Annotated in this window: 20 protein-coding genes and 1 pseudogene; 2 read left to right on the top strand and 19 right to left on the bottom strand. The window is 59.1% G+C overall.

The genetic code is table 11. The features are described from left to right. Nucleotides 1–12 precede the first annotated feature (12 nt). From ONB52_20255 to ONB52_20175, 17 genes and pseudogenes are all read right to left on the bottom strand, one after another. Complete coding sequence (locus ONB52_20255; GenBank protein MDZ7418466.1) at nt 13–630, bottom strand: fumarate hydratase C-terminal domain-containing protein; 618 nt, start codon at nt 628–630, stop codon at nt 13–15. A gap of 31 nt (nt 631–661) precedes the next feature. Further along, the gene (locus ONB52_20250; GenBank protein ID MDZ7418465.1) at nt 662–1,540 is read right to left on the bottom strand and encodes a fumarate hydratase; all 879 of its coding nucleotides are present in this window, start codon (nt 1,538–1,540) and stop codon (nt 662–664) included. A gap of 105 nt (nt 1,541–1,645) precedes the next feature. After that, nucleotides 1,646–2,782, bottom strand: a complete 1,137-nt coding sequence (locus tag ONB52_20245; protein ID MDZ7418464.1) for a host attachment protein — start codon at nt 2,780–2,782, stop codon at nt 1,646–1,648. 786 nt (nt 2,783–3,568) lie between these two features. After that, a pseudogene (locus tag ONB52_20240) lies at nt 3,569–4,478 on the bottom strand (radical SAM protein). A 58-nt stretch (nt 4,479–4,536) separates the two neighbouring features. Beyond that, nucleotides 4,537–5,262 carry a cytidylate kinase-like family protein gene (locus ONB52_20235; GenBank protein ID MDZ7418463.1) on the bottom strand — a complete coding sequence of 242 codons (726 nt, stop codon included), beginning with the start codon at nt 5,260–5,262 and terminating at the stop codon, nt 4,537–4,539. Between the two features lie 126 nt (nt 5,263–5,388). Beyond that, the gene (locus ONB52_20230) at nt 5,389–6,705 is read right to left on the bottom strand and encodes a PLP-dependent aspartate aminotransferase family protein (GenBank protein MDZ7418462.1); all 1,317 of its coding nucleotides are present in this window, start codon (nt 6,703–6,705) and stop codon (nt 5,389–5,391) included. A gap of 500 nt (nt 6,706–7,205) precedes the next feature. Continuing rightward, entirely contained in the window at nt 7,206–7,592 is a 387-nt protein-coding gene (locus tag ONB52_20225) for an STAS domain-containing protein (protein ID MDZ7418461.1), read from the bottom strand. Between the two features lie 1,018 nt (nt 7,593–8,610). After that, a complete protein-coding gene (locus ONB52_20220; protein MDZ7418460.1) occupies nt 8,611–9,234 on the bottom strand; it encodes a hypothetical protein in 624 nt (207 codons plus the stop codon). A gap of 242 nt (nt 9,235–9,476) precedes the next feature. Further along, nucleotides 9,477–9,932 (bottom strand): YbhB/YbcL family Raf kinase inhibitor-like protein, encoded by a 456-nt coding sequence (locus ONB52_20215; protein MDZ7418459.1) that lies wholly within the window; start codon nt 9,930–9,932, stop codon nt 9,477–9,479. Between the two features lie 262 nt (nt 9,933–10,194). After that, nucleotides 10,195–10,827 (bottom strand): SagB/ThcOx family dehydrogenase, encoded by a 633-nt coding sequence (locus tag ONB52_20210; protein MDZ7418458.1) that lies wholly within the window; start codon nt 10,825–10,827, stop codon nt 10,195–10,197. A 23-nt stretch (nt 10,828–10,850) separates the two neighbouring features. After that, entirely contained in the window at nt 10,851–11,933 is a 1,083-nt protein-coding gene (gene buk, locus ONB52_20205) for a butyrate kinase (protein MDZ7418457.1), read from the bottom strand. A gap of 322 nt (nt 11,934–12,255) precedes the next feature. Further along, a complete protein-coding gene (locus ONB52_20200) occupies nt 12,256–13,188 on the bottom strand; it encodes a phosphate acyltransferase (GenBank protein MDZ7418456.1) in 933 nt (310 codons plus the stop codon). After that, complete coding sequence (locus tag ONB52_20195; protein MDZ7418455.1) at nt 13,181–13,393, bottom strand: hypothetical protein; 213 nt, start codon at nt 13,391–13,393, stop codon at nt 13,181–13,183. Before ONB52_20195 ends, ONB52_20200 begins: the two co-directional genes overlap by 8 nt. 249 nt (nt 13,394–13,642) lie before the next feature. Continuing rightward, nucleotides 13,643–14,104, bottom strand: coding sequence for a hypothetical protein (locus ONB52_20190; GenBank protein ID MDZ7418454.1), 462 nt, complete (start codon nt 14,102–14,104; stop codon nt 13,643–13,645). A 101-nt stretch (nt 14,105–14,205) separates the two neighbouring features. Beyond that, nucleotides 14,206–15,141, bottom strand: coding sequence for a malate dehydrogenase (gene mdh, locus ONB52_20185; protein MDZ7418453.1), 936 nt, complete (start codon nt 15,139–15,141; stop codon nt 14,206–14,208). Between the two features lie 492 nt (nt 15,142–15,633). Beyond that, a complete protein-coding gene (locus ONB52_20180) occupies nt 15,634–15,993 on the bottom strand; it encodes a response regulator (protein ID MDZ7418452.1) in 360 nt (119 codons plus the stop codon). Between the two features lie 80 nt (nt 15,994–16,073). Beyond that, complete coding sequence (locus tag ONB52_20175) at nt 16,074–17,360, bottom strand: citrate synthase (protein ID MDZ7418451.1); 1,287 nt, start codon at nt 17,358–17,360, stop codon at nt 16,074–16,076. Nucleotides 17,361–17,954: 594 nt separating this feature from the next. On the opposite strand from ONB52_20175, the gene ONB52_20170 reads away from it, so the two are divergent. Next, nucleotides 17,955–18,230: a hypothetical protein gene (locus ONB52_20170; protein MDZ7418450.1), complete on the top strand. Its 276-nt coding sequence runs from the start codon at nt 17,955–17,957 to the stop codon at nt 18,228–18,230. Between the two features lie 506 nt (nt 18,231–18,736). On the opposite strand, the gene ONB52_20165 is transcribed toward ONB52_20170, so the two are convergent. Next, nucleotides 18,737–19,486, bottom strand: a complete 750-nt coding sequence (locus tag ONB52_20165) for an energy transducer TonB (protein ID MDZ7418449.1) — start codon at nt 19,484–19,486, stop codon at nt 18,737–18,739. Beyond that, nucleotides 19,464–21,089 (bottom strand): GMC oxidoreductase, encoded by a 1,626-nt coding sequence (locus tag ONB52_20160; GenBank protein ID MDZ7418448.1) that lies wholly within the window; start codon nt 21,087–21,089, stop codon nt 19,464–19,466. The genes ONB52_20165 and ONB52_20160 overlap by 23 nt, the downstream gene beginning before the upstream one ends. A 1,312-nt stretch (nt 21,090–22,401) precedes the next feature. Here ONB52_20160 and ONB52_20155 point away from each other — a divergent pair. Next, nucleotides 22,402–23,196, top strand: a complete 795-nt coding sequence (locus ONB52_20155) for a hypothetical protein (protein ID MDZ7418447.1) — start codon at nt 22,402–22,404, stop codon at nt 23,194–23,196. Nucleotides 23,197–23,595: the final 399 nt, after the last annotated feature.

Genomic DNA, 23,595 nt, shown 5'->3' with positions numbered 1-23,595 from the left:
CCTCGCTTGTGCTTACTTGATGGTGGCCAGCAATTCTTCCAGCTTCTGCTTTGACCGCGCCTCGACTTCGGCATGCAGGCTGCCGCCGTGGCTGTCCATGGTGACCACGGCGGGGAAGTCTTCCACGCGAATCAGCCACATGGCCTCAGGCACGCCGAGATCGAGCTTGTAGACGTCGATCACTTCCTTGACGGATTGTGCAATATACGTCGCGGCGCCGCCAATTGCATGAAAATAAACCGCCTTGTATTTCCGGCACGCCGCCAGCGTTTTGGCACCCATGCCGCCCTTGCCGATCACACCTTTGACGTTGAATTTTTCAATGACGAGATGCTCATAAGGCTCCTCGCGAATGCTGGTGGTGGGACCGGCGGCCACAAATTTGTATTTGCCGTTTTCTTTTGCCACCACCGGGCCGCAATGATAAATGACATTGCCCGCCAGCGCGCGCCGGAGAATCTCATACATCTGCCGCTCGTTTTCCGGCGGTTCCCGTTTGATGAAGTTTTCGATGATGTAGTGATGGGCGGCGTCGCGGCCGGTGATGAGGGTGCCGCGCAACAAAACCTGATCACCGACCCGGAGTTTGGCGATTTCCGCATCGGTGGTCGGAAGCGAAAGTCGAATCATGATCTTCCATCCTTTCGGCCCGCTGCCTGTTTCAATGAATTTCCACCTGGCCGTCGCGGACAATCAGGGTGCGCCGGCGGTCAGCCCAGCACATGTAGGACACGCTGACGAAGAAACTGGCGGGCAGGCGGTGGGCCCAGTCCGCCTTCACAGCCAGCAGGGTGGTTTTGCCGCCAAAACCCATCGGCCCGATGCCGAGTTGATTGGCTTTGGCCAGCACCTCGTCTTCAATCTCCGCCAGCACCGGATTGGGATTGCGGTCGTCCAGCCGGCGGAAGAACTGTTTTTTCGAAATGCTGTAGCTGGTTTCACGGTCGCCGCCGATGCCCACGCCCAGGATGCCGGGCGCGCAGCCTTTGCCCTGGGCTTGAAAAACGGCGTCGAGAATGACTTTCTTGATGCCGGCAAGGTCGCGATCGGCGTTCAGCCTGGTGTTCGGCAGGCTGTATTGTGCCCCGACATTTTCGCAGCCGCCGCCTTTGAGCATCAGCCGCACGCGCACATGCGGTTGCTGCCATTCCTCGAAATGGATGACGGGAAACTCGCGGCCGAGGTTGTTGCCGGAATTTTTGCCGGTGAGCGAGTCCACCGCGTTGGGCCGCAGAAAAGATTTGGCCGTGGCCTCCGCCACTGCGGCTTCAATCATCCGGCGCAGCGGAAGGGTCGACATGCCGGTGGGATAATCCACGTAGAAAATCAGCGTGCCGGTGTCCTGGCAAATCGGCGTGGTGCGTTCCCCGGACATGTGCACGTTCTGCAAAATGGTCTGCAGGGCGCTGGCGGCTGCGGAGTCCGGCTCTTCCGCCCGGGCCGCGCGTGTGAGCGAGGCCAGAACATCCTCGGGAAGCTCGACCGAGGTGCGGCGGATGAAGGTCACCAGCTCATCTTTGAAATTGGAGTTGAGATGCATAGCCACCTCGTTAATTGATCTTTGATTGTTGCCTTCCTTCGTTACGCGGACCCCCCGGGGTTGCCGGCGCCCGGGGCTTTTCGAAAGACGAAATCCCGCCAGTTTTCAAAAACGCAGAAACGCGCCGATGCCGCCGGCCGCCTGCAATTCCTGGGCGATGCCACTGCGCACGCGCTCGACCATGCCGCCGGCCGCCAGCAGGCGCTCGACCATCCGCTCGATCAAATCATCCACCGGCCGCAGCGTGGTGCCGCAGTAGCCGCAGGATTCCTGCTGGTCCGCAAACAAACCGGCGCAATTCGGGCAGGCCCTGCCCGCAGCCGTGAAACCCTCCGCATAAATCAAGTGCCAGACCCGGCCTTCCTGCAGGGCGTGCAAAGTGGCGGCCAGCCCCAGCACCGCATGATTCTGCTTGGCCGCCGCCGTCACCAGCTCGGTTATCATTTCGCGCTTGCTGGCGGTGTCGATGTCGCGCTCGATGCGCAGGGTCTCTTCGAGCACTTGCTGCTGGCTGGCGGTAACGGGCAGATGCAACAGGGCGATGACGCGCGAGCGCAGGCGCTTGGGCAGCAGCCGGCGCAATTCGCCGGTCACCTCCGGCGGGCCGGCCAGCACCAGCCGGTCGAATGCAGATTGGGCGGCCAGGCGATCCATCTGGTCGGCGACGTTCTTCAGGTGCCAGAGAGCGTGCATATCCGCATGCCGTTGATTGGCGGGCTGGGAGCGCAGTTGATCCCGCGCCGGCGTTTTGATGTGTCTTACCTCGGCGGCGGCGAAAGCCTCCCGGGCTTCCTCAATTTCCCCAAGAAAGACGGTGAAGAGACGGCTGTGCGTGCGATTGGTGAGAATCACACCGAAGCGTTCATACTCGTGCAGGACTTCGGCCAGCGGGCTGAGATGCGGCGCCGGCTCCCACCACACCCCGCTGCGCAACGGCACGTTGAACTGATATTCGCGCCAGAATCCCCGGGCGGTGTTGCTGAAAAGGGCCAGGCTTTGACGGAAGAGTTGGTGTTCCTCCCAAAAGCGCCAGACCCGGCTGACGTTGTCATGGAAACCGCTGACCGCCTCCTTCGCCAGCCGTTGTTCGACCCGCCGCAGGTGCTGCTTCAGCTCGAGCAGCATCTGCGGCACGGCCTCCCGCCCGCGGGAGCGATCCTGCTGAAGATAGACACTGAGCACCGGATGATCGGGATCCGGTTGATACTGCAACAGCGCTTCCATTTCTGATTTGATCTTCATGACCACTCACCTTCTTTCGTGAGATGCCAAACGCCTGAGACGCCGGAATTGTGAGCGCGGGCTGAAAACACCGATCGAATCAATCGCTCTCTCCCTTCTCTTGCAACCTGAATTTTGCACCCGGATTGATCTCCTTCGCGAAAAACGCCGCTGTGATCGCGATGGCCAATCACCCGAGAGAGGGGCATAAAAAATTTTTCCGACAAACGTGCGGTCGACTCCTCCAGGGGTGAACTTTTTAGTGAAGCTGTATATTGCATTTCTCACAACTCCGTCAGGAATGACCTGCCTGGTTCTCCTCAAAAAACCGCGCCAGATCATGGGAAATTCTACAGGCCACTCCCAGCGGAGTTTAAGGACAGGCAGGATGCCCATATCTACAAACAGTTCACTCCTCACGGAGTTTTATGAACACGACATTGATTCCGGCGAAAAGCAAGCCAGCATGCAAAATTCAGGCAGCACAACGGTGATTCAACCCTCAGTGTCAGGATCACACACAAACAATCCGCCCACGAAAGCAGAAATCCCACGGAAAAAATCATTTCGTGGCAGTCCATTTTCGTGGGAGGGAAGCCGTGACGCTTTTGGTAAACGGGCGAATTTCGAAGTCAGGACCGCTCGACATTCGAAAAAAGTCTTGCTTGACTTCGAACGGAATAATTGTCGGCACATTGCGAACACGTCATTTCTTCCGGGCGACAGCAAGCCCGCATGCAAAATTCAGGTGGAAATCACCGGCCTCCCGCTGCTGTGAGAAAGAGACAGCCGCCAGAGGCAGCCGCTTCACGCTTCGAATCCGCGCCACAACCCGACGTCGCGGGCCGCCTGGATCACAGCCTGATATTCAGACGGCGGGATGCGGCGCGCCAGTTCGGGCAGACCATGCGCCTTGAAAGCGGGCCGGTACTGATCCATGATATTCACGTAACTGTCCCGCGAAATTTCCTCGGAGATAAACCGCAGCACCGCACTTGAGCCGGCCAGGTCGTGCGGCAAGACAAGATGCCGGAGCAACAGGCCGCACTCGGCCACGCCATACCGATTGACTTCAAGATCGCCCACCTGGCGGTGCATCTCCTTACACCGCCGCCCGCACATGTTCCCAATAGTCTTTCACCCCGGAAAAGCGGCGGGCATTGGCATCATTGGCATACTTGATATCCGGCATGTAAATGTCGATGATGCCGTCCAGCAGACGCGGCGTTTCCACGGCTTCATAGCCGCCGCAGTTGTAGACGATCGGAAGCTGCAGACCACCTTCCGCCGCCAGCACCAGCGCCGCAACGATTTGCGGCACGAAATGGGTGGGCGTCACCAGATTGATATTGTGGCAACCGCGGCTCTGCAGATGCAACATGTGGCCGGCCAACTCCTCGATGGTCACCGGCAGCCCCATTTTCAGGTGGCGGATTTCATAGTTTTGGCAGAACAGGCACCACAAATTGCAGTTGGTGAAAAAAATGGTGCCGGAGCCGCCCACGCCACAACCAGTTCCGGTTCTTCACCAAAATGGGGCCCGACGCCGGCAATCACCACTTCCGTGGTGGCGCGGCACTTGCCGATTTTGCCGGCGGCACGATTGGCATGGCAGCGGCGCGGACACAAGGTGCAATCATGCAAATGCATTTGCAACGCCCGCGCGGGCGGCAAGCCCGCCGCTCGTGTGCAGCGCCAGATAGGCAGCGCGCCTCATGGCAAACCAATCTCCCGGAAGGGTGAAATGAAACGTTGCAACGGCGTGACCCCGCGGCTCATGCCGTCAGTGCTTTCAGCTTGCGGCCTGCCAGGGTCAGCAACCATTCCGCCGCCGCCGCCAGGTCGAGATGGGCGGTGTTGATCGTCACATCGTAGGCCAGGGCATCATCGGCCCGGGCGTGAAAATGATGCTGCAGAAATTCCCGCTGCTGCCGGTCCGCCTCGGCAATCATCTCCCAGGCTTTTTTCTCGTCGCTGTGCAGTTCCGCCATCACACGCCGGCAGCGCACTTCGGGCGGGGCGACGACGCGCACGCGCAACCCCGCCTCCGGCGGCAGGATGTAATTCGCCCCGCGTCCCAGAATGATGACCCGGCCGAATTGGGCGACGCCCAGCACCACCTGGGAGAGATGGCGAATATACTGGGTATTGTCGAAGCGCTGGCCGGTGAAGAGATTGCGCAAATAGGTGTCCATCGCGCTCTGATGATGCTCGTCGAAGCGCGCCACCAGTTCCTCGCGCACATGCGTGCGGCTGGCAATCGCCTCGATGATCTCGCGGTCGTAGAGCTGCCAACCCAGCCGCTCCGCCAGGCGCTGCGCGATCTCACTGCCACCGCTGCCCGGCTCCCGTGAAATGGTGAGATAGGGCCCGAAGGTTTGCGGCGGCGGCTGCAACGAGGACTTTGCCTGCTGCAGCCACTCATTGCGGACCATTTCCCAGTGGTGCATGTGCTTGAGGATTTGTTTTTCGATCGGAATGTCGTGAAAGATCTTGCTCATGGCAGCCTCCTTCCCGCTCCTCCACACTGCGCCCGCAGCAACACGGCAATCACGGCCGGCGGATGACGGCATGGTGGTCACAGACTCGGACTCGTGTGCCCGCTTCTCCCGCTCCCGAACGGGCGCTCAAACTTGTTCCAATGCTTCACGCAAATCTTCGATCACATCATGCCAATCCTCCAGCCCGATCGCCAGTCGAATGCCGCCGGGTTCCATACCCCTTTTACGCTTTTCTTCCTCGGGAAGTGCCGAGTGTGTCATGGAGTAGGGGGATTCGATCAGGGTTTTGATCTGGCCCAGACTGACCGCGAGCGTGATGGAGTAGGCATGGTCGGCAATATAGTCGATGAAGGCCTCCCCGCGGCTGCCGGCCTGGCGTGCGTCGTTGCCTTTGAGCACGAAATAGATCATGGCGCCGGGCGCAAATTTGCCTTCATAGTCGACCATTTGGCGTTTGGCCAGTTCAAATTGCGGATGCGACTCCAGCCCGGGGTAGACCACGCGCGCCACTTTGGGATGTTCCTGCAGAAAGCGTGCAACCTTGCAGGCGGTCTTCTGCTGGTTGATCATGCGCGTCGACAAGGTCGGCAGGCCGTACACCAGAATGGCCCATGCGCTTTTGGGTGACAACACACCACCAAAATCTTTGCGATACAGCAGGAGCGGGCTGTAAAACCGTTGTGGCCCGATGACCGCTCCCCCCATATCCGTGCCGAAGCCGCCGATGTCCTTGGTCAGGCTGTGCACGGAAAAATCCGCGCCCAGGGCGATCGGGCGCTGGCAGAACGGCGTGGCGAAGGTGTTGTCGACCACGATTTTGATCTGCCGCTCCGGCGCCCGGTCGCGGTTGACCTCGTCCACCACCCGGCGCACGGCCGCGATATCGATCAAACTCAAATCCGGATTGACCGGGGTTTCAAAATAGACCACGCGCGTTTTGGGTGAAAGAGCGCGGCGCAATTCTTCCAAATTCTGCAGATTGACGAACCTGGTGTTGACCTGATAGCGCGGCAGCCAGTTCGTCATCAGACTGTAGGTGCAGCCATAGAGAATCTGATGCGCCACGATTTCGTGACCGGCTTCACACAGCATGCCGAGCGTGGCACTGATGGCCGCCATGCCGCTCGCAAAGGTCACACACATTTCCCCGCCCTCGGCGTAGGCCAGATTCTCCTCCAGCATGCCGCGTGTCGGCTCCTCCAGGCGGTCATAAATGTAGATCGGCACGTGCTTGATGAAATCGGTATGCTCGCTGGCAAACTCGAAAAAACCCTGGGCCCCGCGCTGCGCCGAGCTGAGACGATAGGTCGCGGAAGAGGACATGGGCGGGACGACGTGATGGTTGTAATCCCATTTTTTGCTTTCGTAATTGCCATGAATCAAGTGCGTGCGCATGCGATATTCGGCTTTGGCACGCTTGCGTTTCCTGGGCTTGTCAGTCATGGGGTGGTCTCCTGGTTTGGGCGCTGGGAAGGTTGGGGAAGAGATCGGCTCTGGCAGGCGGGCAGAATCACGGCAGGTCGTTCACAGGCAGAACGGCACACGCCACGCTGCCAGTGCACAGTGATCCACTTGGTTGAATATCACAATAAGTGTACCGCAAATAAATCAGGGCCACCCGAAAAAGGGATAAGATTATCAGGAGGTTAAAGCAGTCGGGTTGGCCGGCTGAGTGTGGAATTCCCCGAGATTGCGAATCGGGCGGGAGAAGATTCGCAGTTCTGAAAAAAGCGGAGCAGCCCGCCCGCCGCCAAAGGCAGGCGCGATTAGAACGCCAGAAGCTGAGCGCGCCGCGCCCGCTCCGCGAGTGATATTTCCCCCGCCCCCGCCGCGAGGTGCCGGCGGAAGTCGGTGACGTTTGATGGCGCACCGTGGAAGGCGAAAACCTACTGCTCTCCTCACAATGGCGCGACAACCGGTTGCGCGCTGCGGGAGATTCGTGGTCAATGCATCGTGGCCGCGACGGGTTGATTTTCAGCAGAGGACGGCTGGTAGGCAAAGCTGGCCACCGCCTCCTCCACACTGGGATAGGTTTGTACGACGGTTTCCAGCCTGGTCAGATGAAAGTATCGCTGCGTCATATGATGCAGATTGGCAAAACGGATGTCGCCGCCATGATCACGCAGGGCTGTGAGACAGGCAATAATGGCGCCGATGCCGCTGCTGTTGATCCACTGTACCTGGCCAAAGTCCATCACCAGGCAATTCACGCCGCCTGCAATCATGTCCTTCAGCCGGGTGCACATCATTTGCGTTTCCGGATCACCCATGATCTTGCCCTGCAGATGAAAGATCGTGATCGGGCCGCGGTTTTCTTCGATGAAACTCATTGCAATTTCCTCCTGAATTTTTCGGTTGGGAGGGCGCTGTTCCGCGAAAAGAGGGCAGCCGCCTGAATCGATCGCCGCCTCACAGCCTGCAGCCCCGCTTCTGTCTCCGATTTCACGAGAACCACAGGCCGGCAAAATTCTATGCCGGCTTTGGGATCAACACATGCTCGCTTCAAACCCTCGGGGGTCTGTCATGCCGCCGCTTTTGCAGGGCGGCATGCTCTGATTGCGCAGGATTTGGACGTTGCGACCCAACAAGTAGTTGCGCACTGCAGCACGACTGGCAGAAGAATTTTGCATCCGCCAACGTGGCGTGCTGGGCGCCTGCGCCATGCCGTGTGCGCATTATGCTTTCATGGTAATTTGCCATGTGCATTGGCACACCCATCACAATGAATAATGTAGTGCAGGCATCTTGTCTGCAGGCAGGCTGGAAGCCTGCACTACGGCATTTTCCTGGTAATTTGTCATGCCGCGCGCGCCACCCCTCAGAATGAAAAATGAGCTTTCGTAGTAGGGCCTTCAGGCACCAACCCGGAGATGGTCTACTACAAAAAGGTGGTGGATTCTACAGGCCACTCCTTCGGAGTTTGCATTTTGAGGGTGGCGCACAGCCATAAACAGTTCGCTCCGCTGGAGCTGTTTATTGGCCCTGCCTTGAAATGAGAGGGAGCACGCCCGGCAACCCCGCCCGGGACGCTCTGCTTATAGCACAACAGCGATGCAACCACAAGGTATCAGGATCAAACACAAACCATCCGCCCACGAAAGCAGAAATCCCACGGAAAAAGACATTTCGTGGCAGGCCATTTTCGTGGGAGAGAAGCCGTGATGCTTTGGGCAAACGGGCGAATTTCGAAGTCGGAACCGCTCGACATTCGAAAAAAGCCTTGCGTGACTTCGTCCTGGAATAACTGACGGAGTTTTGTGAACACGCCATTTATTCCGGGCAACAGCAAGCCGGCATGTAAAACTCAGGTACTAAGTATTTCCCTGGTGACGCAATAGCCGTTCCACCTCAGGCCGGCTGCGTTTTAAGGTATTCACGGGCAATGTGCCAAAGCGCCACCAACCACAAGCAGGCTGCAAGAGGATACAAAAACTTGAGCGCCACTTGCCATCCCAACACTTGCGCCAGCGGAAAGAAGACGCCCGCGAGAATTAAGCACACCGCCACCCACGCCGAAAAAGTCTTGCCGCGCAAAAACCCAAACCCCAGGAGAATCGAGGTCAACGGAAACAGCGGCCCGAGCAGGGCCACGGACAAGTATTCCCATCCGGGTGCAGCGTAGAAAGCCTGCCAAACCGCATCGCCGGCGCCGTGCTGCCGCAGGACATGCTCGAGAGGACGGCCCAGTTCGATCGCAAAGCCCGTGGTCGCGCCCAACAGTCCGGTGAAAGAGGTGATCATCCCCCACACCGGATGCGTCGCGCTCAGCCGCCGCGCCAATTCGAGATAGATGGGAACAAAGAAAGCCAGGGCATAGGCGCCGAAGATGCCTTCCACCCAACTGGTGATGCCGGGCGGGATCAAACCAATGCCCAGCGTGAACGCGCCCACGGAAAACAGCAGCAGCAGCGGCCCTGCGATGAAAGCAAAGGCCAGAAACCTGCGTGTCATACGGTCGGATTGATTCATCATGCTGTCACTCCCTTCCAATTAGTTTGGTCGATTCGTGGAGTATTATCCTGAAGAATTCATCCAGTCATCCATGCCATGCGCGTTCACAGCACACTAGTGCATTGTCACCTTGATTTGTGCATGTGATTTCGCGTGTCATTCAGTAGGAACCCTGTGTGGTACTTGGCGCTGTGCTCAAGATTTCACAGGATCCTTGCAGGGGGACATCAGTGGTAGCGATGCTTTTCCAAGGTGAGAGACCACTAGCGCCGGCGATACCTTCCCATCAACCGGCTTTCCGCCAGAATGTGGCCTTCCATGGCGTGCAGCAAATCGGCCTTGTTCGCGCCAGCCTTGAGCTCGAGCAAGGCATCAAGCGCATAGAGCTTGAAGTAGTAACGATGCTCACCGCCCGGCGGACACGGGCCGCCATAGCCGATTTTGCGGAAATCGTTGGTACCTTGGCGTGCGCCGTTGGGCAGGTTCTTCTGCGGGGGCAGATTCTCCGGCAACTCGCGCGTTTCCGCCGGCAGATTGAACAGCACCCAATGCACCCAGATGCCCATGGGCGCATCGGGGTCATCACAAATCAAGGCAAAGCTCCTGGTTCCGTCCGGCACGCCGGTCCAGGACAGGGGCGGCGAGACATTCCGGCCATCGCAGGTGTACTGTTTGGGAATCATGCCGCCGGCTTCAAATGCTGTGCTCTTCAGTTCCATTTTTGCTCCTCCTCTCTGAGCAAGCGGTTGCTCATGCGCATGGGTTTCGCGCGCTGCAGGCCAGCGCGCCCGCCGCCTGTGCACGGACGTCTGATCTGGCGTCAACAAGTTGTCTTCTCATGCCGGCTACAAGATAACATTTCCCGCCCCAAAACCAAGCGTGGTGAAGCGCCTGGCGCATTCGGTGCGAAGCGTTCCACGTTGCTGCAACCGTTGCGCAACCAGCCCGCTCGCCTTCCGGCAGAACGAATCCTGCCAAACACTATTCCGGCCGGCCCACCGGGATGAGATAAAGCGGCTGTTCGCCGGCAGCGAGCGGCAGCACGCTCGCGAGGCGCGCGTCACTGAATGCGCCCACCGGCACGGCGCCCAGACCCAGCGCGGTTGCCTGCAACAGCAGGTTTTGAGCGGCATGGCCGGCTTCAAAAGCAACATAACGCCGGCTGCGCTCGCCATACTTGCGCGCCGTGCGTTCGGCGAATGCCGTGAGAATGAAAACCGCGGGGGCGTCCCGCACACACTCTTGCTCCCAAGCCGCCCGGCTCAATTCGGTGCGGCAATCGCGGGCGAGCACGCGTTGTACTTGATGCGCGCGCGGCTGGTAATGAAAGACACCTGCAGCAGTCGCAACATAGATTTCCAGGGGATAAAGCGCGCCGGCCGAGGGCGCGGTGCGCAGACCCTCCCGAGGTTCAGTCACGCCTTGCGCCGCCCACAGCAGTTGGCCGGTCTCCTGCCACGCCAGTGGAGCGGCACCGAAAGTCCGCAGCGACCGGCGAGCCGCCAGCGCTTGTTCGAGAGAAACCTGGCCGCGTTGTTGCGGCGGTGGCAGTTTCACCAGTTCTTCGGTCTGCCATTCCATCATGAGCATTGCCAGCAATAGGATCGTCAGCATTGTGATACTCGTGTGACAGTCATTCAAGCATAATCCAAAGCCGCTTCTTGCCCGCGTAACACGCGCAGTGCGCCCTCCGCCAGCGCCTGCAATTCATCTTCACCGGGATAACAAAAAACCGGTGCGATCCACTGCACACGGCTGGTCAGGGCGTCGACCAGCCCGGGTGCATGCACCATGCCGCCAGTGAGCAAGATCGCGTCGACCCGCCCGGCGAGCACGGCTGCCATCGCGCCGATTTCCTTGCTGATCTGGTAAATCATGGCTTCATACACGATCTGCGCCTGTTCCTCCCCGGCCTGGCAGCGGCGCAACACCTCCAGCAAGTCTTTGGTGTTCAGATAAGAGTACAGTCCGCCCTCGCGAAAGATGCGGGTTTCGATTTCCTGCCGGCTGAATTTGCCGGAGAAGCAAAGTTCCACCAGTTTCATCACCGGCAAGCTGCCGGCCCGCTCGGTGGAGAAGGCACCCTCTTCGCGCGAATTGGTGACGTCGATCATTCTGCCGTGTTCGTGTGCGGAAATGGAAATGCCGCTGCCGAGATGCGCCACGATCAAACGTAGTTCACCATAGCCCCTGCCCTGCTCGGCCGCAAAACGCTTGGCGATGGCCTTGGTGTTCAGGGCATGCGAGAGGCATTCCCGCTCCAAACCAGCCAGACCGGAGAGCCGGGCCACCGGCGGCCATTCATCGACACTGACGGGATCCACGATGAATGCCGGGCAACCGGCCTGTGCCGCAAGTTCATGCGCCAGAAAAGCGCCGAGATTGGAGGCATGTTCGCCGCGCGCCGCCTGACGCAGATCCGCCAGCATGGCTTCATTCACGCGATAGGTTCCGCTGGCCAGCGGTTTCAACAGGCCGCCGCGGCCGGCAATCGCGTCGAGTTTCTGCAGGTCGAGGGTGCGGGCCTGCAAGATCTCCCGAACCGCCGCAAGACGAAACTGCAACTGCGCGCGCATGGGCTGCCGCGCGAAGGGCGCCAGCTCCGCCTCGCGATGGCGGATCGTTTCCGTCCAGGTGGCCTGCTCGTTTTCGAAATGGGCCAGTTTTGTCGAGGTGGAGCCGGGATTGAGGACGAGAATTTTAAATGTCACTTTCGCCATGTTCTTTTCCCGCGCCAGAGGTTTTTTCTGTGGCGCCGGGTGGATTTGCGGGAGGTTGCATCCTTGCTGCGTTCCTGAATTTTACATGGGTCGTGTAGCCCTCACCGCCTGCGATTAAAATTGCGGGCGCAAAGTGCAAGTCGGCCACGGCCGGATTATCATCCAATTGATGGGCAGCCGCCCTCAGGCAGTTTCAGCTTTGCGCCTGAGGAATTTATTCTCAGGCGGAGGTGGCAGGAGGAGGATGCAAAATTCAGGTCGTTCCCGTGCTTCCGGACGTCATCCACATGAAGAGCCTGCCGTTGGAGCGCAAGGCAACGGCTCACGAATTTTCTGCAAGCTGGCTGGCATGAAGCACGACGCCCAGCGCCACGGCGTTGAGCTTGTCTTCCGCACTTTCCACACGCGAGGGAATCAACACCGGCACCCGCGCGCCGACGATCACATGACCACAGGGTGATTTGCCGAAATATTTCACCGCTTTGCCGAGAATGTTGCCGGCCTCGAGGTTGGGCACCACCATGAGATCGGCGTGACCGGCGACCGGCGAGGTGATGCCCTTGGCAAAGGCCGCGGATTCCAGCAGGGCGTTGTCGAGCGCCAGCGGACCAAAGACCTCACATTCACCCGCCTCGCCGGCAGCCGTCCACTCGGTCAACGCCCTGGCCTCAACGGTGGACGGTACCGCCCGGGTCACCGCCTCGGTGGCGCTCAGCAACGCCACGCGCGGCCGGGCACAACCGAGCGCGTGCATCACTGCCACGCCATTTGCGAGGATTTGTTTTTTCTGCTCGAGGGTGGGCAGGACATTGATGCCCCCGTCGGTCACGCCCACCAGCCGGCAGACGCCCGTGAGCGTGTCTTCATAAAGCAACACATCGCTCAACAAGCGGCCGGTGTGCAACCCCTGCTGCTTGTCGAGCACGGCATGCATCAGCTCATCGGTGCGCAGGTGCCCCTTGAGCAGCAAGTCCACTTCCCCGTTGCGGCACAGGTTCACCGCAGTGGCAGCGGCGGCAGTGGCGTTGGGCGCGGCGATCAAGATGGCATTGTCCAGCGCCGCCCCGGCATCGAGTATGGCGAGCTGCGCGCGGATGCGCGCCACCTCGCCGATCAACACCGGGGTTGCCAGGTTCATGGCCACGGCCTGCGCCAGCGCGGCGAGCGCCACGGCGTCATCCGCCATCACCACCGCCACCCGCTTGGGGCCGCGCTGTTGCGCCAGGCGGCGCAATGCGGCAAAATTCTCAATCACTTTTCCTGCCCTTCGATTTGCGCTGCCAGATTTCCAACAACGGAAACACGACGCCGGCCAATATTCCAAAACGCAACGCGGCCGGCCATGCCACCGTTGCCGTGCCGGACGCAATCAGATTCCACAGCAGCGTCACCAGGACGGTCACGCCGAATGCCACCAGAAAGCTGGCGGCAAAATTGACCAGGAGATCGCCGTACTTCATCCTTCCTCCCTGAATTGCGGCATCGCGCCTGAATTAGTGTCTGTTCGCAATCACGCGCTTTTGAGAAAATGCGCCGGCACTGGCCTGGCCGTTGCCGGAGGTCCCCAGGGTTCTCGCAACACCCGGGGGGGTAAGAAACCTCGGAACCGCCGGGATTGAAACGTTTTTGGACCAACACGCATTACCGGTGGGGCAAAAATCACTCTGCAAAAAATTTGATTGCAGGAAGGTCCCGGTTGTCACAGCCGCTCAATTTTTGCGATAGACGTGCTGCATGAAGTAGAGGGAATCGCCGTAATTGCACACCACCACGTAATGCGCCTCCGGCAGCTTGCGGAAGTGTGCGCGAATGAGGTAGGGACAGATGCACCGGCAGAGCCGGGCTGCCGTGTCCGTCACGGCGATTGTAATGGTATCCCGTCTCACCACGCTCTCCAGCCGGAAGCGGTTGCTGTCGGGGCAGCAATTGGCACGGACGCAAAATTCCAGCTTCAAATCATTCTCGAATTGAAAGCTGAAGCACGAGTCCGCCAGGCCTGACCCGGCCGGGCCGGCGCGCTGGCAGCCCGGAACTTGCAGCAGCACGGCGTCGTGCGTTTTGAGTCCGTTGATCGGGGACGCAAGATCGGAGCAACACAAATGACAAACGCACAGCGCGCACAGCAACCCGAGCCCGGCGGCTGGTTTCAGCAACGGTTTCGGCATCAGCATAATTGCACCTCCCGACAAGCAGTCCAAATACCTCTTCATTCATTTTTACAGCAATTGACATCGCTGTTTGGACAGGTCAGGGGAATGAGAATAAACCGCCTTCAACCCGGCCGGGCGAGCTTTTGCCATTCGCGGATTCCCTCGGCCACCTCCAATGCTGAGAGCCGCAGCGCCTCGTGCTCCTCCTCCGTCAGTTCGATCTCGACGATCTTTTCGACACCATTGCCGCCGAGAATCACGGGCACGCCCAGAAAGACGTCGTGCAGGCTGTATTCCCCTTCGAGATAAACAGAGGCCGGCAGCAGACGGCGTTCGTCCAGCACGAGGGCTTCCACCATTTGGGCGGTGGCAGCCGCGGGGGCATAATAGGCACTGCCGGTTTTCAAAAGCTGCACGATTTCCGTGCCGGCTTCGCGTGTCCGTTCCAGAATTTTGGCGAGCGCCGTGGCCGGCAGCAACTGGGCGAGCGGAATGCCGGACACGGTCGCGTAGCGCGGCAGCAGCACCATGGCATCGCCGTGGCCACCCAAAACCATGGCCTGGATATCTTCCACCGCGACGTTGAGCGCGGCAGCGATGAAATAACGCAGGCGTGCCGCGTCCAGTGCACCGGCCATGCCCAGGATGCGCTGCTTGGGAAAACCAGTGGTCTGCCATGCGGCATAACACATGACGTCCAGGGGATTGGTGACCATCACGACCAGGGCTTGCGGCGCCAGCTCCGCCACCTGACGCATGACACTGGTGACAATCGCGGCATTATGGGCCAGCAAATCCATGCGGGTCATGCCGGGCGTGCGTGCGCGGCCGGCGGCCATCACCACCAGATTGGAGTCCAGCACGTCTTCAATCCGGCAGCTTCCCACAATGTTGCTCGCAAAGCGATCCACCGGACTGGCTTCGGCCATGTCGAGCGCCTTGCCCTCCGCCAGGCCCGGCACCACATCCAGCAGCACAATATCGCCCAGACGCTTCTGCGCCAGCAGCAAGGCGATGGTGGCACCGACATGGCCCGCGCCAATGACTGAGATTTTCATGAGGCCGTTCTCCTTCTTTGGAACAGCAACCGGCAGACAGTGAACAGCGCCTGGGTGTCGCAATCGCAGCGGGCGGAAAGAAACAAGCGGAGGGGAGGACGCGGCAATATGTGGCTGCTGGAAACGGCAACGCGGGCGCTGATTTCATTGCTCCCACAAGCACAGCGGTCAGCGCAAGCCCGCGGGAAGCTGAGGAAGGGCGGCAATCACAGCGACAGCTCCTGCCAGATGCGCTCCGGATTTCGACGAGCCGGGGAGAGTGGCCGCAGCGACCGCGGCTGTCCTCGCGGATACGGATACATGATTTGTGCTGCGGCTTTCGCGGGCCCTCCTGCAGGAGCACCGCGACAAGTAATTCGTTCTGGTCTCATGGCGCTGTGGTTGACCAGGATCGCACAGCGGGCATTTCTGCTTCGATAAAAAACACCCCTTTTCCCCTGCACTTGCTGATGCAGTGCAACCCCCCCAATACAGCATCCCACAGCCCCAGGCTCAATTACGGCGCTCGAGGGCGTGTGCCAGCGCCTGCTTCAATTCCGTCAAATCCGAGGATTTGGTGACGAAGGCATCGGCGCCCCAGAGATGAAAATCGTTGCGCCACTGGCTGTAGGCAGTATTGATGATGATCGGGACATCCCGCCGCCGGGCCAGAATCTCGTCCAGCAGATCGATGCCCCAGTGATCCCACAAGCGCAGGTCCAACACCACGGCATCGATCTTTTCCCGCCCCAATTTTCGCAGGGCGTCGGCTTCCGAATTGGCATCGATGACGTCGTAGCCCTCCCTGCCGAGTTCGAGGCGGTAAAGCCGCCGGAGATTGGCCTCGTCTTCAATCAACATCACACGCGCCATGGCTTCGCTCCTTTCTGGCGCCCGGGTGTTGGCCGCCGGGCGGCACGGTGGCCACCACCCGGAATCCTGCGCGTGATCGCTCACGCCCGCTTGTCGATCGGCACGTAGTCACGCTTGCCGGCTCCCAGATAAACCTGGCGGGGCCGCGCGATCTTTTGCTCGGGATCGAGCAGCAACTCCTGCCACTGCGCAATCCAGCCGGCGGTTCGCGGAATGGCGAACAGCACGGTGAAGGCGTCGGTCGGGAAGCCCATCGCCTGATAGATGATGCCGGAGTAAAAATCGACATTGGGGTAGAGTTTGCGCTTGATGAAGTAATCATCCTGCAGGGCGATGCGCTCCAGCTCCAGGGCAATGTCGAGCAGGGGATTGCGGCCGGTGACTTCGAACACCTTGTCGGCGGTCTCCTTGATGATCCTGGCGCGCGGATCGTAGTTCTTGTAGATGCGATGGCCGAAGCCCATCAAGCGGCCTTCGCCGGCTTTGACGCGCTTGATGAAATCCGGCACCTTGTCCTTGGAGCCAATCTCATGCAGCATGCGCAGGACTTCCTCGTTGGCGCCGCCGTGCAACGGGCCATAGAGCGCGGCCGCGGCGCCGGCCATGGCAACAAAAGGATCAGCGAGCGAGCTGCCGATGCTGCGCATGACGTTGGCGCTGCAGTTTTGCTCATGATCCGCATGCAGGATGAACAGGATGTCGAGCGCGCGTTCCAGCACCGGATTGGGCTGGTACTTGAGCTCGGTCATCTTGAACAGCATGTTGAGAAAGTTGCCGGTGTAGCTCAGCTCGTTGTCCGGATAGACATAAGGCAGGCCCCGGCGATGGCGATAGGCATAAGCCGCTATCGTCGGCATCTTGCCGATCAGGCGGTGGATCTGCAGCTTGCGCGCCTCCAGATCGCGAATATTCTTGGCGTCCGGATAAAACGTGGAGAGGGCCGCCAGCGTGCTGATCACCATGCCCATGGGATGGGCATCATGGTGGAATCCTTCCATGAGTTTTTTGGTGTTCTCATGGAGCAGGGTGTGATGGGTGATCTGCCGGGTCCACTCCTGGTAGGCCGCGGGACTGGGCAGCTCGCCATGGATGAGCAAGTAGGCGACTTCGAGAAAGGAGCTTTTTTCGGCGAGCTGTTCGATGGGATAACCGCGATAGCGCAGGATGCCTTTGTCGCCGTCGATGAAGGTAATCCGGCTTTGGCAGGAGGCGGTGTTCATAAAAGCCGGATCATAACTCATCAGCCCAAAGTCGTCATCAGAGACTTTGATCTGCCGCAAGTCCATGGCCTTGATGGTGTCATGCACTATGGGAATTTCATACTTTTTCCCTGTGCGATTGTCAATGATGGTGAGGGTGTCAGGCATGGCAGGCTCCTTGAGATGATTCACAACAATGAACAGCGCAGGGGGAAGATCACCGTTCATGCATCCGCATAGGGTCGGCGCAGGCGCGGAGGAGCGCGCAAGGAGGGAGCCCGGAGAACGATCAATGCCCGCTCCACTTTCCCGTCATTGAGCCGAAGTCCCCGGTGAACGACGAGCCTTGCGCCAACCTGCTCTTTCCTGAAATAATCTCAGTCCTGAAATGTTTCAAACTTGGTGGCGCCGATATTTTTGTTTCCCCAGCCGTGGAGAGTTTTATGCTGACGCGATGGCCAAGCCGTTGCATGAACATTTTTCGCAAGAGTTCCCTTCGCAACAGCGAATGGGCAATTATTAAAACGTGTCAATTTTTGTGCCGCGTCCGCCCACATGCCGGTTGGCTGACCAACCTAATTTTTCGACAGTTACATTGATTGACCGTCCACCTTGCTGGCGAGCCATTCCCAACCTCGCGAATATTCCCATGCTTCATCGCATCTTTGCGAAAACCGGCCGGGCTAATCTGTTGATTGTCAAGCAGCGACTCCGTGCACAGAATTTGCGTGCCTCGGCATGGTTAAACACCGGGAGGCTGTCATGGATCATCCCTTTCTGGTTCTCGTTGCCATCACCGCCCTCGCGGTTCTCTACGTTTGGATGCCGGTGATGCTGGGCACGTTCCGACGATACCGCAAGCAACGGCAACTCATTTGCCCGGAAACCGGAAAGCCCGCCGCCATTCACATTGACGCCAAGGCGGCGGCATTGGCGGCAGCGATCGGCAGATTCAACCTCAAGGTCACCAGTTGTACACTCTGGCCTGATAAAGCCGGCTGCGCGCAGGGTTGCCTGCTTGCACCGTACAAAACCTGAGGCCGGGCCTGGTTTTAAACGCCGTTGCAAAGCCCGCTGATCAGTGCCCGTTTGCACGCGCGAATTTTCAGACAAAACGCTGCGGCGCGGGCGGGGCCGTTTTACATTTTGTTTAGGATTGGAATTTAAGGTGGCTCTTTTTGAGCTTGAATATTGTCAGCCGCACGGCACTATAAAACCGTGCGCTCCTCCAGAATTGCTTCTGCCCCGCGCCGGTAATCCTTGAAAAATTCCCGGTTGCGGAGCATCCCCACCGCCGGCTCCAGCGGCAGAAACATGAATTCCCACCCACGGTGATGCACCCTCAACCCCGCTCGGGATCCCCCGGTTGTGAGCGCTGCTTCAGCTTTTCACTCCAGCTCGAAAAATGCCCTCTGGCGGGTATACCTCCAATTTTCAAGACTCTCTCAACGACTCCCGAGATTTCGGATGGGCCTGTCATCATGCTTGTGGGCGGAGGCGACGAAGCCGGAAGAGATGCCTGACGGTGCAGCATACGGCTTCTGTCATTCCTTCAGCACGAAGTTCAGGGGTATGGCCACCCACACCATCACCGGCTTGTTTTGCTGCAGTGCTGGTTTGAAGACCCACAGCATCACCGCCTGAATGGCCGCCTCGTGAAAAATCTCATGGCCCTGAATCACGGCGACTTTCTTGACCTGCCCATTCTTGTCCACCAGTGCCTTCACCACCACCTTGCCCTGCATACCGGCTTTGCGCGCCAGCTCAGGATAGACCGGTTCGACCCGCTTCACCACCATCGGCGGCATCTCGAAGGGAATAAACTCATTGATGCCAGGCTCTTCCAGCGTTTCGCCGTACAGTACGGCGTCCGCTGCCACGACCATGGAATCGCCTCCGGATTCGCCCGTTCCCACAGGCGCCTGCATTTGGGCCATCTCCTCCTGCGTTGCCAGCGTGGCTTCCGGGGTGATCAGCGCGTCGGGCACGGGAACCGGCACGCCAACGCTCGGCCGCACCAGCGGGCCTCTGACCGCCAGCGCCTGCGTGGGGGTGGCAATCGAGGGCGGCGGGCCAAGCTCGGCCACATCCCGAATCACCCGCAGACGCACCAGACGCACCTCCGGCTCCCGGCTCAGCAGCCGGCCACCCAGCCAGGATCCCACCATGACAAGGTCGAACGCCACGGCGGCGGTCGCTGCCCAGGTCAAATACCTGTTGTAGACCTTGTGCAGCTCCGGCGCGCCGTAGGGGAAAAGCTGAAGCAGGGGCTCATACTGCCAAAACCATTTCATTTGCAACCTCACTATAGACCTCGTGCCGGCGGGGGGCCGGCGGAATCTTGCTCATTGCCCGTTCGGTGAGCGCCAAAATCGTGAGCGAAGGGTTGACGCCGGGATTGGCCGAGATCATCGCGCCATCGCAGACATACATATTGTCGTACCCAAAGACACGGTTGTCCTTGTCAATCACACCTTCGCTGCGATCCCTGCCCATCACGGCGCCGCCGAGGATGTGCGCGGTGGTGGGGATGCCCAGCAGCGTCTCCGTGAGCAGCGCTGCGGGCCTGCCGTTCACAATACTGCTGTAGCGTTCCGCCAGTTCCCGGGCCTCGGGAATAAAGGGCGTTGGGGCCGCGCCCTGTGTCAGCACGGACTTCATCCCGAAACGGCCGCGCACAAACTGCAGCGTGCTTTCCAATGTGCGCATGAACAGCAAAATTTGCGTGCGCTTTGACCAGTCATCCACGAAAAAGAGCCGCAGGTTGGCCAGCGGGTGTCGCAGCAGATCAGCCACGATGCGGGCGGTGCGAATGAAAACATTGCCGCCATGCACCAGTGGCGACATGAACAACCGCCAGAATCCGGAGCCGGCGGAGTAGCGCACCGGTTCGAGGTGGCTGTGCTCATCTGTATGCAGAATCGAGCCGATGGCAATCCCTTCGCAAAAAACCGTCCGGCGGTCGAACGTGGTCACGCCGATCAGACTCTCGCAATTGGTGCGAATGCCCGTGCCGACTTTGTCCGACAACCGCGGCAGAGAGGTCTCGCGCAATTGCAGCAGCAGCTTGACGGTGCCGAGCACACCGCCGGCAAACACGACCCCGCGGCAGGTGAATGCACCGCGCCTCTTGAAATATTTGGTGGCGGACTGCCACTTGACACGATAGCCGGTGGCGCCCGACTCACCATCCAGAGGGACAACATCGCAGACTTCCGCTTCCGCTTGAATGTGCACGCCATTTTGCCGGGCGAGATGCAAATAGTTCTTGTCCAGCGTGTTCTTGGCGTTGTAACGGCAGCCCAACATGCAGCCGCCGCAGAAAAGGCAGCCGGTGCGTTCCGGGCCTTTGCCGTTGAAATAGGGATCCGGTACCGTCACTCCCGGCGTGCCGAAATAAACCGCCACGTTGGTCGGAGTGAAATGCTCCTGCTTGCCCAGCTCGGCAGCCAATTGCTGCAGGGCACGATCACCCACCTCCAGGCGGGGATTGGGCACTGCGCCCAGCATGCGCAACGCCATGGCATAATGCGCCTGCAGCTCCTGCTCCCAATCCGCCAGATGCGCCCAGCTCTCCGCCTTGAAAAATCCGGCCTGGGGGATTGCCAGCGTGTTGGCGTAAACCAACGAGCCGCCACCCACGCCCACGCCGGAGAGTATCGCGACGTGGCGGAACACCGTGATCTTGAACAATCCGAAGAACCGCAACGCCGGCAGCCACAGCCATTTTTTCAAATTCCAGTTGCGTTTGGGAAAATCTTCCGCCCGCAACCATTTGCCCTTTTCCAAGACTAAAACGCGATAGCCTTTTTCCGAGAGGCGGAGTGCTGCGGCGGCACCGCCAAATCCAGAGCCGATGACGATGTAGTCATAATCGTGAGAGAGAGGTGGGGGCATGGCCCATGCATTCGGTTGAATGTTTTGACAACAAAATTGACCGGCCTTGCGGGAGATGACTGCCGGACGCAGCGGACTGAAGCCACTTGCCGGCGGGGAGGGCGCTGGTGGCGAAGATAACAAACAAATAACGGCACCCATCTCACAAAAATTCTCCCCGCTTATTTATGAAGCGCATTTGCCCGGAAGGCGGGGCGCAGTCGCTGTTCTCAGCACAACCGGCGTTTGACAAATAACACAAAAAAAACTCTCCTGCAACCGAATTTCAGCGACCGCTCATGCGGATCGGAAGGGTCATCCCGCAGGCGGATTTTCAAGAATTGTTCCATCTGCGCAGGCGGGGTTGTCGCGGGCACTGGCCGGCAGCGCAACGGCTCAACCGGCTGATTGCATTGCATTTATGCTGGCGGGTTGATGGCCTCGTTTTGGGGGATCGCATGCGGGGCTGCAATATTTCCCACTCTTTATAAACCCAATCGCAATGTTGGGAAAATGGTTGCTGCCTGAATTTTGTATGCGGGCTTGCTGTTGCCCGGAAGAAATGGCGTGTTCACAAAGCGCCGACAGTTATTCCATCCAAAGTCAAGCAAGGCTTTTTTCGAATGTCGAGCGGTTCTGACTGCGAAATTCGCCCGTTCGCCAAAAACGTCACGGCTTCCCTCCCACGAAAATGGCCTGCCACGAAATGGCTTTTTCCGTGGATTTCTGCTTTCCTGGGCGGATGGTTTGTTTTTGAGCCTGATGCCTTATGGTTGCATCGCGGTTGTGCTGTAAACAGAGCGCCGCGGGCGGGGTTGCCGGGGGTACTCCCTCTCATTTCAAGGCAGCGCTAATAAACAGCTCCAGCGGAACGAACTGTTCATATCATAACTGTGCCCCATCTCCAAAATGCAAACTCCGGGGGGTGGCCTGTAGAATTTACCACTTTTTTGTAGTAGACCCTTCAGGGTCGGTGCCTGAAGGCACTACTACGAAAGCTCATTTTCATTCTGAGGGGTGGCGCGCGGCATGGCAAATTACGGGGGAAAAATGATCACGGCCGCGAAGATTTTTTGAACCACCAAGTCGCCCAGAACGCACAAAGCCAGGCCAGTCCGGCTTTGCTCGCGACTTCGCAGTTCAAGTTTGGCACGAAAATGCCTGCAGGCAGACAGGAAGCCGGCGTGATTTAAGGATTATGGGATTGTGGATTTTTTTGATACTTTTGCCACGACAGGAATCGTATGTCCCCGGGTGTTGCAGGAGGCAAACCACCCTGCAAGATGTGGCAAGAAGCAAAAGCTCTCACAATCAACGGCGAGGAGGAAATCTCATGAACTGGCAAGGGCTGGTGGTCGCATCGCTGCTGCTCGCAGCATTGAACCGTGAGTGCACCGCACAAGAAGACGGTGTGGAGCGCGCCCTGGCGCAGGGGAATGAGGCCTATGCGGCATTCGACAATAACGGCGCGCTGCAGCACTTTCGCACCGCACTGCAAATGGACCCCAACAATTATGAAGCGCTCTGGAAGGCTGCACGCGCCTGCGCCGATGTGGGCAAGACCTTCGAAGAGAGAGACAGGAAACAGGCGAAACAGCTCTACTGGCAGGGCGACAGTCTGGCACGGCTCGCGGTCAAACTCCATCCCGATTCCGCAGAATCACATTTTGCCCTGGCATTGTGCGTGGGGCGTGTGGCTTTGTTTGAAGGCGGCAAGACCAAGATCCGGCTTTCAAGGGAGGTGCGAAAGGAGGCCGAGCGCACTCTTGCCCTCAATCCCCGGCACGACGGTGCCTATCACATCCTCGGCCGCTGGCATTACAACATCGCCACGCTGGACTGGTTGATGAAAGCGGCAGCCCGGGTCGTCTATGGCGGTGTGCCACCTGGCGCCTCGCTGGAAGAAGCAGCCAAAATGTTTGCCCAGGCCGTGGCACTCGACGGCCACAAACCTGTCCACCGTCTGGAGTATGGCCGCACGCTCATCAAGCTGGAACGCTACCGCGAAGCACGCGAGCAATTGCAGGCCTGTCTCACGCTGCCGCGGGTGCAATGGGATGACCCGCAGCACCAGGCCGAAGCCGGGCAATTGTTGAGGGAAATTCGTGACAAACGGGACAAGCCTTGAGATCGGGCAGCGGTGAGGAGCAGCATGATGCTTTCAAGCTTGGGATTGTTCGCCGGCGCCGCCTGTCCGGCGAAAGCAGGGGGCTGCTTCAAGGATGAGAAAAGTGACGCGAAAAATTCCCAACTTTGCGAAAAACAGAAAAAAGTTACTCATGCGAAATGAGGTAAGCTCAGAATAATGCGAGGCCCGTCTCCAGGAAGTGCTGGCCTGAGTGTTGCAAAACTCCATGGCGGCCATGATGCATGCTCCTGGCGTGGTTTCCTGGGATACGCCGAGTTGTGAGAAGTTTGGAAGATGGATTCACCGTCCGGGCGGATGATGTGTGTGACGAAAGCCCAAGCGTGTGAATTTTAGTGGAAGCCAGTTTAACACCGCCCGGACGGTCTTTTTGAGAATCTC

The organism is candidate division KSB1 bacterium (assembly GCA_034506255.1).
GTDB classification, from domain to species: Bacteria; Zhuqueibacterota; Zhuqueibacteria; order Zhuqueibacterales; family Zhuqueibacteraceae; genus Coneutiohabitans; species Coneutiohabitans thermophilus.
Note: the sequence above shows the minus strand (reverse complement) of the source record. Positions and strands in the feature narration are given on the sequence as shown.

What these genes read in the sequence shown, in the direction of transcription:
- ONB52_20255 (MDZ7418466.1), bottom strand. Translation starts at nt 630, where the DNA reads ATGATTCGACTTTCGCTTCCGACCACCGATGCGGAAATCGCCAAACTC.
- ONB52_20250 (MDZ7418465.1), bottom strand. Translation starts at nt 1,540, where the DNA reads ATGCATCTCAACTCCAATTTCAAAGATGAGCTGGTGACCTTCATCCGC.
- ONB52_20245 (MDZ7418464.1), bottom strand. Translation starts at nt 2,782, where the DNA reads ATGAAGATCAAATCAGAAATGGAAGCGCTGTTGCAGTATCAACCGGAT.
- ONB52_20235 (MDZ7418463.1), bottom strand. Translation starts at nt 5,262, where the DNA reads ATGAGCAAGATCTTTCACGACATTCCGATCGAAAAACAAATCCTCAAG.
- ONB52_20230 (MDZ7418462.1), bottom strand. Translation starts at nt 6,705, where the DNA reads ATGACTGACAAGCCCAGGAAACGCAAGCGTGCCAAAGCCGAATATCGC.
- ONB52_20225 (MDZ7418461.1), bottom strand. Translation starts at nt 7,592, where the DNA reads ATGAGTTTCATCGAAGAAAACCGCGGCCCGATCACGATCTTTCATCTG.
- ONB52_20220 (MDZ7418460.1), bottom strand. Translation starts at nt 9,234, where the DNA reads ATGATGAATCAATCCGACCGTATGACACGCAGGTTTCTGGCCTTTGCT.
- ONB52_20215 (MDZ7418459.1), bottom strand. Translation starts at nt 9,932, where the DNA reads ATGGAACTGAAGAGCACAGCATTTGAAGCCGGCGGCATGATTCCCAAA.
- ONB52_20210 (MDZ7418458.1), bottom strand. Translation starts at nt 10,827, where the DNA reads ATGCTGACGATCCTATTGCTGGCAATGCTCATGATGGAATGGCAGACC.
- buk (MDZ7418457.1), bottom strand. Translation starts at nt 11,933, where the DNA reads ATGGCGAAAGTGACATTTAAAATTCTCGTCCTCAATCCCGGCTCCACC.
- ONB52_20195 (MDZ7418455.1), bottom strand. Translation starts at nt 13,393, where the DNA reads ATGAAGTACGGCGATCTCCTGGTCAATTTTGCCGCCAGCTTTCTGGTG.
- ONB52_20190 (MDZ7418454.1), bottom strand. Translation starts at nt 14,104, where the DNA reads ATGCTGATGCCGAAACCGTTGCTGAAACCAGCCGCCGGGCTCGGGTTG.
- mdh (MDZ7418453.1), bottom strand. Translation starts at nt 15,141, where the DNA reads ATGAAAATCTCAGTCATTGGCGCGGGCCATGTCGGTGCCACCATCGCC.
- ONB52_20180 (MDZ7418452.1), bottom strand. Translation starts at nt 15,993, where the DNA reads ATGGCGCGTGTGATGTTGATTGAAGACGAGGCCAATCTCCGGCGGCTT.
- ONB52_20175 (MDZ7418451.1), bottom strand. Translation starts at nt 17,360, where the DNA reads ATGCCTGACACCCTCACCATCATTGACAATCGCACAGGGAAAAAGTAT.
- ONB52_20170 (MDZ7418450.1), top strand. Translation starts at nt 17,955, where the DNA reads ATGGATCATCCCTTTCTGGTTCTCGTTGCCATCACCGCCCTCGCGGTT.
- ONB52_20165 (MDZ7418449.1), bottom strand. Translation starts at nt 19,486, where the DNA reads ATGAAATGGTTTTGGCAGTATGAGCCCCTGCTTCAGCTTTTCCCCTAC.
- ONB52_20160 (MDZ7418448.1), bottom strand. Translation starts at nt 21,089, where the DNA reads ATGCCCCCACCTCTCTCTCACGATTATGACTACATCGTCATCGGCTCT.
- ONB52_20155 (MDZ7418447.1), top strand. Translation starts at nt 22,402, where the DNA reads ATGAACTGGCAAGGGCTGGTGGTCGCATCGCTGCTGCTCGCAGCATTG.